The 7,901-nt window shown below is 46.3% G+C and carries 7 protein-coding genes; 4 read left to right on the forward strand and 3 right to left on the reverse strand.

Annotated features, from left to right (window positions below):
- The first annotated feature begins 1 nt into the window (after position 1).
- The 4 genes from efeO (at position 2) to phoH (ending at position 3,729) form a co-directional block, all read left to right on the forward strand.
- Positions 2-1,129, forward strand: coding sequence for an iron uptake system protein EfeO (efeO, locus tag OGV71_RS23305; RefSeq protein ID WP_071697326.1), 1,128 nt, complete (start codon positions 2-4; stop codon positions 1,127-1,129).
- A gap of 5 nt (positions 1,130-1,134) precedes the next feature.
- Entirely contained in the window at positions 1,135-2,418 is a 1,284-nt protein-coding gene (gene efeB / locus OGV71_RS23310) for an iron uptake transporter deferrochelatase/peroxidase subunit (RefSeq protein WP_204583762.1), read from the forward strand.
- A 247-nt stretch (positions 2,419-2,665) separates the two neighbouring features.
- Positions 2,666-2,962 (forward strand): hypothetical protein, encoded by a 297-nt coding sequence (locus tag OGV71_RS23315; protein WP_008320287.1) that lies wholly within the window; start codon positions 2,666-2,668, stop codon positions 2,960-2,962.
- Positions 2,941-3,729 (forward strand): phosphate starvation-inducible protein PhoH, encoded by a 789-nt coding sequence (gene phoH / locus OGV71_RS23320; protein ID WP_003036052.1) that lies wholly within the window; start codon positions 2,941-2,943, stop codon positions 3,727-3,729. The genes OGV71_RS23315 and phoH overlap by 22 nt, the downstream gene beginning before the upstream one ends.
- 383 nt (positions 3,730-4,112) lie before the next feature.
- On the opposite strand, the gene OGV71_RS23325 is transcribed toward phoH, so the two are convergent.
- The 3 genes from OGV71_RS23325 to OGV71_RS25530 all read right to left on the reverse strand — a co-directional run.
- Positions 4,113-5,027 carry a VirK/YbjX family protein gene (locus OGV71_RS23325; RefSeq protein WP_204583760.1) on the reverse strand — a complete coding sequence of 305 codons (915 nt, stop codon included), beginning with the start codon at positions 5,025-5,027 and terminating at the stop codon, positions 4,113-4,115.
- 946 nt (positions 5,028-5,973) lie between these two features.
- Positions 5,974-6,888 carry an EamA family transporter RarD gene (gene rarD, locus OGV71_RS23330; RefSeq protein ID WP_003036060.1) on the reverse strand — a complete coding sequence of 305 codons (915 nt, stop codon included), beginning with the start codon at positions 6,886-6,888 and terminating at the stop codon, positions 5,974-5,976.
- Positions 6,889-7,637: 749 nt separating this feature from the next.
- The coding region (locus tag OGV71_RS25530; protein WP_353622300.1) for a hypothetical protein at positions 7,638-7,901 on the reverse strand (264 nt) is incomplete at its 5' end.

Consider the following 7,901-nt stretch of genomic DNA (forward strand, 5'->3'; position numbering starts at 1 on the left):
TATGACGTTTAATTTTCGCCGTAGTGCGCTGCAGTTGGGTATTGCCGCGCTGTTTGCATCCGCTTTTTCTGCACAAGCTGCCGATATTCCGCAGGTGAAAGTCACGGTTAACGACAAACAGTGTGAACCGATGACGATCACGGTTAACGCCGGGAAAACGCAGTTCATCATCCAGAACCACAGCCAGAAAGCGCTGGAGTGGGAAATTCTTAAAGGCGTTATGGTGGTTGAAGAGCGCGAAAACATTGCGCCAGGTTTTAGCCAGAAAATGACCGCTAACCTGCAGCCTGGCGAATATGATATGACCTGCGGTCTGTTGACTAACCCGAAAGGCAAACTGATCGTAAAAGGTAGCGCAACGGCGGATGCCGCACAGAGCGATGCTCTGCTGAGTCTGAGCGGCGCGATTACCGAATATAAAGCTTATGTGACAGCTGAAACCGCGCAGTTGGTTGCGGGCACTAAAGCCTTCACTGATGCGATTAAAGCAGGCGATCTGGAAAAAGCGAAATCGTTGTATGCGCCAACCCGTCAGCATTATGAGCGTATTGAACCGATTGCTGAACTGTTCTCCGATCTCGACGGCAGCATCGATGCGCGTGAAGATGATTATGAGCAAAAAGCCGCCGATCCTAAATTCACCGGCTTCCACCGCCTGGAGAAAGCGCTGTTTGGCGACAATACCACCAAAGGTATGGAAAAGTACGCCGACCAATTAAATAGCGATGTTCTTGACCTGCAAACGCGTATTAGCGAGCTGGCTTTCCCACCGTCAAAAGTTGTTGGCGGGGCAGCAGGACTGATTGAAGAAGTTGCTGCCAGCAAAATCAGTGGGGAAGAAGATCGCTACAGCCATACCGATCTGTGGGATTTCCAGGCCAACGTAGATGGCGCGCAGAAAATTGTCGATCTCCTGCGCCCTCAGTTGCAAAAATCCAATGCTGAGCTGCTGGCGAAGGTGGATGCGAACTTCAAAAAGGTTGATACCATTCTGAGCAAGTACCGTACCAAAGACGGTTTTGAAACCTATGACAAACTGACTGATGCCGATCGTAATGCGCTGAAAGGGCCAATCACGACGCTGGCGGAAGACTTGTCGCAATTACGCGGTGTTCTGGGTCTGGATTAAGCACTATGCAGCAAGATAATGAAAACGGCGTGAGCGAACCGTCACGCCGACGTTTACTGAAAGGGATGGGCGCCCTGGGTGGGGCGCTGGCGCTGGCGGGTGGGTGTCCGGTTGCCCACGCGCAAAAACCACAAAGCGCGCCGGGTACGCTGTCTCCGGATGCGCGTAGTGAAACGCAGCCGTTTTATGGTCAGCATCAGGCGGGGATCCTGACGCCGCAGCAGGCATCAATGATGCTGGTGGCATTCGATGTTCTCGCCAGCGATAAGGCCGATCTTGAGCGTTTATTTCGGTTGTTGACTAGCCGATTTGCGTTTCTGACCACCGGTGGACCGGCACCGGATACGCCCAATCCGCGTCTCCCTCCTATGGATTCAGGTATCCTCGGCGCATACATTGCGCCAGACAACCTGACGATGACGTTGTCGGTTGGTTCATCGGTGTTCGATGAACGTTATGGCCTGAAATCGCAGATGCCGAAAAAGCTGCAAAAAATGACCCGCTTCCCGAATGATTCGCTGGATGCGGCGCTGTGCCATGGCGATTTGCTGCTGCAGATTTGTGCCAACACCCAGGACACGGTCATCCACGCGTTGCGCGATATCATTAAACATACGCCCGATCTCCTCAGCGTGCGCTGGAAACGTGAAGGGTTTATTTCTGACCACGCCGCGCGCAGCAAAGGCAAAGAGACCCCGGTCAACCTGCTTGGCTTTAAAGACGGCACCGCGAATCCGGACGCTACGGATGCGAAGTTGATGCAAGACGTGGTGTGGGTGACGGATGGGCAGGGCGAACCTGCCTGGGCGCAAGGTGGCAGTTATCAGGCCGTCAGGCTCATTCAGTTCCGCGTTGAGTTCTGGGATCGTACGCCGCTGAAAGAGCAGCAAACGATTTTCGGTCGTGATAAACACACCGGCGCGCCGCTGGGTATGCAGCATGAGCATGATGTGCCTGACTATGCCAGTGATCCTGAAGGTGAGGTGATTGCGCTCGACAGTCATATCCGCCTGGCAAACCCGCGCACGAAAGAGACCGACTCGAGCCTGATGATGCGTCGTGGCTACAGTTATTCGCTCGGTGTGACCAATTCCGGTCAACTGGATATGGGGCTGTTGTTTGTTTGCTATCAACACGATCTGGAAAAAGGATTTTTGGCGGTGCAGAAACGTCTGAATGGTGAAGCGCTCGAAGAGTATGTCAAACCGATTGGCGGGGGATATTTCTTTGCTTTGCCGGGCGTTAAAACTGCAGACAATTATCTGGGACAGTCTCTGCTCGAAGCCTGATGATGATGCCCCGCAGTACAGCGGGGTTTTTCCTGACATCTTGATGAAGGAACAAACTATTTTTTATGATCGGTATGCGACTGAAATAATTCTGTCATCTCTCTGCAAGAGACTGTCTCTGGTGATAAGATAGAATTTAAGTTAACAATAAGTAAAAATATTGTTGCATTAGCGAAAGGTTATGATGTAATTATAAGTAATAGCGGTAGTTCCCGGCGGTGATAGTCATTCACTATGGAGATCGCGAATGGAAAAGTCCTGTACTGGACATGTTTTTCACAGTAACAGCAGTACCTTACGCGGACGTTTCTCTTCCGGTAGCCACCTCGTCACCGCTAAATCTCTCTCTCATTCACTTCTTATCCTTGTTACTGACGCCCTGTACGGTGCGCGTAGCCGTGTGTGGCGTCTTATCCGAAAGCAAGCAATGGCTTACAAGGAAGCCAACCCTCAGATGTTCGTGCGCATAATCGTGCCGCCAACGGCACGTGTGATGTATACCTACAACTCAAGGTGCTATCCATGGGAAGACAAAAAGCAGTGATCAAAGCTCGTCGTGAAGCAAAACGTGTGCTGAGGCGGGATTCGCGTAGCCATAAGCAACGTGAAGATGAATCGGTCACCTCGCTTGTGCAGATGGGCGGCGTAGAAGCGATCGGTATGGCGCGTGACAGTCGCGACGCCACGCCAATCACGGCGCGGAATGAAGCTCAGGCGCACTACCTGAATGCTATCGAGAGTAAACAGCTGATCTTCGCCACCGGTGAAGCCGGGTGTGGTAAAACCTGGATCAGCGCGGCAAAAGCTGCAGAGGCTCTGATCCACAAAGACGTGGACCGGATCATTGTAACCCGTCCAGTTCTGCAAGCTGATGAAGACCTCGGCTTCTTACCTGGAGATGTTTCCGAGAAGTTCGCTCCTTATTTTCGCCCCGTGTATGACGTGCTGGTGAAACGGCTGGGAGCCTCCTTCATGCAATATTGCCTGCGACCTGAGATTGGTAAGGTGGAAATCGCGCCGTTCGCCTATATGCGTGGACGTACATTTGAAAATGCAGTGGTCATTCTTGACGAGGCTCAGAACGTCACTGCTGCGCAAATGAAGATGTTTTTGACCCGCCTCGGGGAGAATGTGACGGTGATTGTGAATGGGGATGTGACCCAGTGCGATCTTCCAGCTCACGTTCGCTCAGGGCTTAGCGATGCGCTGGCCCGTTTCGAAGAAGATGATATGGTTGGGATTGTTCGTTTCAATAAAGACGATTGCGTCCGCTCTGCGCTCTGTCAGCGGACGCTCAACGCTTACAACTGATAAGTACTCCGTCTTCAAGGCCCGGGAAACCGGGCTTTGTTATTTGTGTGTTATTAAGTAAATTTTAGAAATTGAAATAGTATGCTCTGATGAAATAGAACATCGAAAACGAGTAGAAACCAGGATATCTGAAGTCGAGGGGGAACCTTGCCTGACTTGAGATATGTCAAAAGCTTGATTTATGAACTGTGGAATAGAGAACACCTTATTTTAGACTCATGCGTTTATCCAGTGATGAATGCGTCTCGCGGATCAGCGACCCGTTGAGCTCACAGCACTCAGCGGACGTTCGTGTAATGATTCGCCAACGCGGAACGATAGCTACGCTTTTATCGAGATGTCGCATTCATCAGCCAGTTTCTGAGCTAAGTTACGACATTATGTTACATCTGATTTTGCAGAAGAATCATGATTTCCTCATTAATATGATCCAACAGGTCATACCGTCTCCGGTATTCCGCGCGTTTTTTACTGGTAAGCTCATTAAATGACTTACGCTCTACATAAATTGGCAACTTATACCAATTACCGTATGGACGACCAGCAACTGATTCCCAAAAATCACTGTACAGGGCAACAAAGTATTTACGTTTCTTGTACCGGTATCGCCATTGCCTGAAAACATGGCTCTGTTCACTAACTGCTAAAATATTAGTGATATCACAGCAACGCATCAATGAACAAAGAACCTCAAAAACGATCCGCTTAGGGAATAGTCCATAGCAGGCTTTAGTAGCGTCACGAATAATGTCTGGGCCAATATTTTTTGGTGCCCCCTGCAGACCGCCAATAAATGCACAATGTCCTTTTTTTGACGGGATAACCGAGAAGGACAATCGGGCCACCGGGGTGTTGTTAAAACTCAGAGATAACATCAGTTCTCCTTCACGATCAAAACCGCCTGAAGAACAGTGAATATCAAAATCCTCACCATTTTTTCCGGTGAAATGGACCAATAGCACATCTCTGTCGGGTAATAATAACGCCTGGTGTTTCACTGGTAAACTCTGGACAAAACGGTAGTGACCAATAATGTTTTTCCTTCGATTCCATGCCAGCCCTCCTTTATGTAAATAGGGACGATGAATTTTGGCTGGTAACGTAGGTTGCATCTCTAAAATCTTATCAATTGATTTAAGGGAATGTAATTCTTGATAATACCGAATACTGGAGACAGGACTTATCATTGATCGTAAAAGATACATGAGTCGAAATTTTTTGTTCTTCCATTTGCTATGCAAAGGTCCACGTGCCAATAGAATTTGGTTAAAGAAACTTAGATATGATGTATTTTTCATAAGTATTCATTATTAATTCAGGGTGTTTAAATTTATTTACGTGCAAGGTGTAAATACTGGAATCTCTGACGCTGTTTTGTTAATGCGAAACATTTTGAAAATAAATTTATATCTGACATGCCAGTTTTGTTGATAATCATTAGGCGCTCTCTCTTCCGCATATCCTGATGAAAACAAATTTTTTTCATTCTACAGAGAAGAACATATATATTTGTTAAACAAAGTATACTTTACAAACATACCGATGTTCATTGAGTAAACTGGTAGGTTGACTTGTCAACCACATAACGAAGTAAATCATGTGATTCAGCGAGCCATGGGTGTTTGGAAAACGCACGACTTTGAACGTCAGGACAAATTTTGAACGATGACAGCTATCACAATTGGCTGTATTCCCGCGCAATACGCCGGTTTTCGTGGATTATTGTCAAATTGAATAACTTAAATTGGGATATACACATTCCTGACTTTCTTTCCGGATATAATGCCCAGTATATTTTTGGTAACCTTTTGTACTGAAAAGGAGTTTGCATTGTATGGTTATGAAACAGGCCCGCAAAACAATACCAAGGGGAACCTGATTCGCTGGCTGACGCACGAATAGGGTACTGTCGTTAAGAATATTTCCGGATACAGAGACTTTACCGATCGGCCGCAACATTCTCTGGTCACTCACGTTCTCAGAGAAATGCACTAGCTCGATGCCTGGTTGCAGTGCGGTAGTGTTCCGGGGGATTCACCGGTGATGAACAGTGCCAATCTGTATAAAGGTATCGGAAAAATTTTTTTGTCCGGCTTTAACCATGAACATGCAGTCAACTGTCCTGTGTACCTAAATGATGTGGTAATCTTGAATAAACAAACTCGAATTGTTTACTCATTCATACCTGAGCGCGTGTTCCAGGGAAACGAATAAGCGTACTGAGTTTTATATTCTGCATGTACATCACCGTAAAGTGCCTGCAGGATGATTACTTTCAGACCGTGGAGGATTACGTCGGTAATGATAGTAAAGACTCTCAAATATACATAGCAACAATCCAAACCATACCGCTGAAAAACAAAATAGCTCGGAGTAATTAATAACTTCTCCAAATATAAGTATGGCAATGAGAAATTGCAAAGATGGTTCTATATACTGAGCAAGACCTGTCACAATAAGAGATGTACGATTTAGCGCTACTGCAAATAACACTAACGGAATTACTGTAACGGGAGCGGTTAATATATAAAGGAACAGAGAGATGTCAGATGATGTAGTTATACTCGAGCCAGTATAGATAAAGATGAAAAGAGCAACAGGTAGAGCCCAGAATGTTTCAAGCGTGATTGAGGTTATTGCATCGTAATGGATAAATTTTCGCGCCAGTCCGTACAATGCAAATGAAAACCCCATGATTAACGCTAGTGAAGGAAAACTGTTTGCGGAAATAATCTGATAGCCAAGACCACATACGCCGGATATTACTGCTATAAGTTGAAATAATGATGGTTTTTCTTTAAGAAAAATACAGCCAAGGCAAATGACAATAAGTGGGTTGATAAAATATCCCAGACTGGCGTCGAGTACCTTATGATTTGTTAATGCATAAATAAAAGCTGACCACGAAATTACCATTAGCAAGCCTGCTATCATGCAGGATATGAAGGAGGTTTTATCTTTCAGTAAATCGCGAAAAAACGTTCTCTTACGAAATAATAATCTTATTGGCAGTAATAGAGGTATAGACCAGAAAACTCTGTACATCAAAATTTCAGCGAGGGCTCCGCCAGATAGATATTGATAAAACAATGGGATCAGGCCCCATAATATAAATGCCAGAACAACAACTGCGGGTCCATTTCGCAGAAACTTTACCATTTATGTGTATCCTTGCTTGCCATACCGACATGTTCTTCTGAAGAGCATTGTCAACCCTTCACTCTGGCATGTACCTGCTCTTAAGAGAAACGTGTGCTGTTACAGTACTCAATCTCATTTACAGTCAGGGTGATATAAAAAACAAGGTGAAATTTATCATAATCGTATCTATAAAATGATGATAAAAATCAAGGGGAAGACTTCCGATTTGTATTGCGGGCTGGATCATCTTTCAGACGTCTGACGGGGAGTATTTGCCTTTCCCTGATTTCCTCGTCAATATCAAATAAGCACTCGTCGCAGAATTCTGTATCGAGTGAGAGCCACTGTTCAAAGACGCTCCTTTTCTTATTACACCGTGCGCATCTCTTCATCACATCATCCTTTATGCTATTTCCCTGCCGAGCTTCCAGGACAAAAGGTGTTCGCTCCTAAATAAGACAGGAATTAGATTTATAAACAATCAGTTAAATTCGTTTTAGAGATTGTGGCACAGGGACAATCATGCGGGATAATTCATTTTGCAGATCAATTTTTACGTAATCGATCGACGAAATCGATCGATGCTTACACCCCTGTATTACACACCATTCGTGATGCTGCCGGACTCACAACACCTGGCCAGCATTCCTTGCTTAAGCGCATCATTACCGGGTGCAATGCCGCGCTGGAATAAATTAAAGCGATGCTCCACCAGCTTGCTGATATCTCAGCACAACCGAGAGTATTGGCGGGCAAACTGCGCAGGACTAGGCAATGGGTGATGGCTTCCGCTGCTGGTTGCTTGAGAAAGAGTAAACCGCTATGAAGGTCATTACCTGCAATCTGGACCGGAGGATCTGGCGTGATTTGATGAAGAAATCCGGCATGATAAGTCTCATGCATGCCGCTACCAGCGATAAGTAGAGCAGAAACCTTGAGCGGGGCGATATCCCCGCCATGCTGTGCAACATACGAAAAAAAAGCCCGTACTTGCGTACGAGCTCTTCTTTAAATATGGCGGTGAGGCGGGG

This window comes from Citrobacter sp. Cf088 (genome assembly GCF_030334295.1).
GTDB classification, from domain to species: Bacteria; Pseudomonadota; Gammaproteobacteria; order Enterobacterales; family Enterobacteriaceae; genus Citrobacter; species Citrobacter freundii.

What these genes read in the sequence shown, in the direction of transcription:
- efeO (WP_071697326.1), top strand. Translation starts at nt 2, where the DNA reads ATGACGTTTAATTTTCGCCGTAGTGCGCTGCAGTTGGGTATTGCCGCG.
- efeB (WP_204583762.1), top strand. Translation starts at nt 1,135, where the DNA reads ATGCAGCAAGATAATGAAAACGGCGTGAGCGAACCGTCACGCCGACGT.
- OGV71_RS23315 (WP_008320287.1), top strand. Translation starts at nt 2,666, where the DNA reads ATGGAAAAGTCCTGTACTGGACATGTTTTTCACAGTAACAGCAGTACC.
- rarD (WP_003036060.1), bottom strand. Translation starts at nt 6,888, where the DNA reads ATGGTAAAGTTTCTGCGAAATGGACCCGCAGTTGTTGTTCTGGCATTT.
- OGV71_RS23325 (WP_204583760.1), bottom strand. Translation starts at nt 5,027, where the DNA reads ATGAAAAATACATCATATCTAAGTTTCTTTAACCAAATTCTATTGGCA.
- phoH (WP_003036052.1), top strand. Translation starts at nt 2,941, where the DNA reads ATGGGAAGACAAAAAGCAGTGATCAAAGCTCGTCGTGAAGCAAAACGT.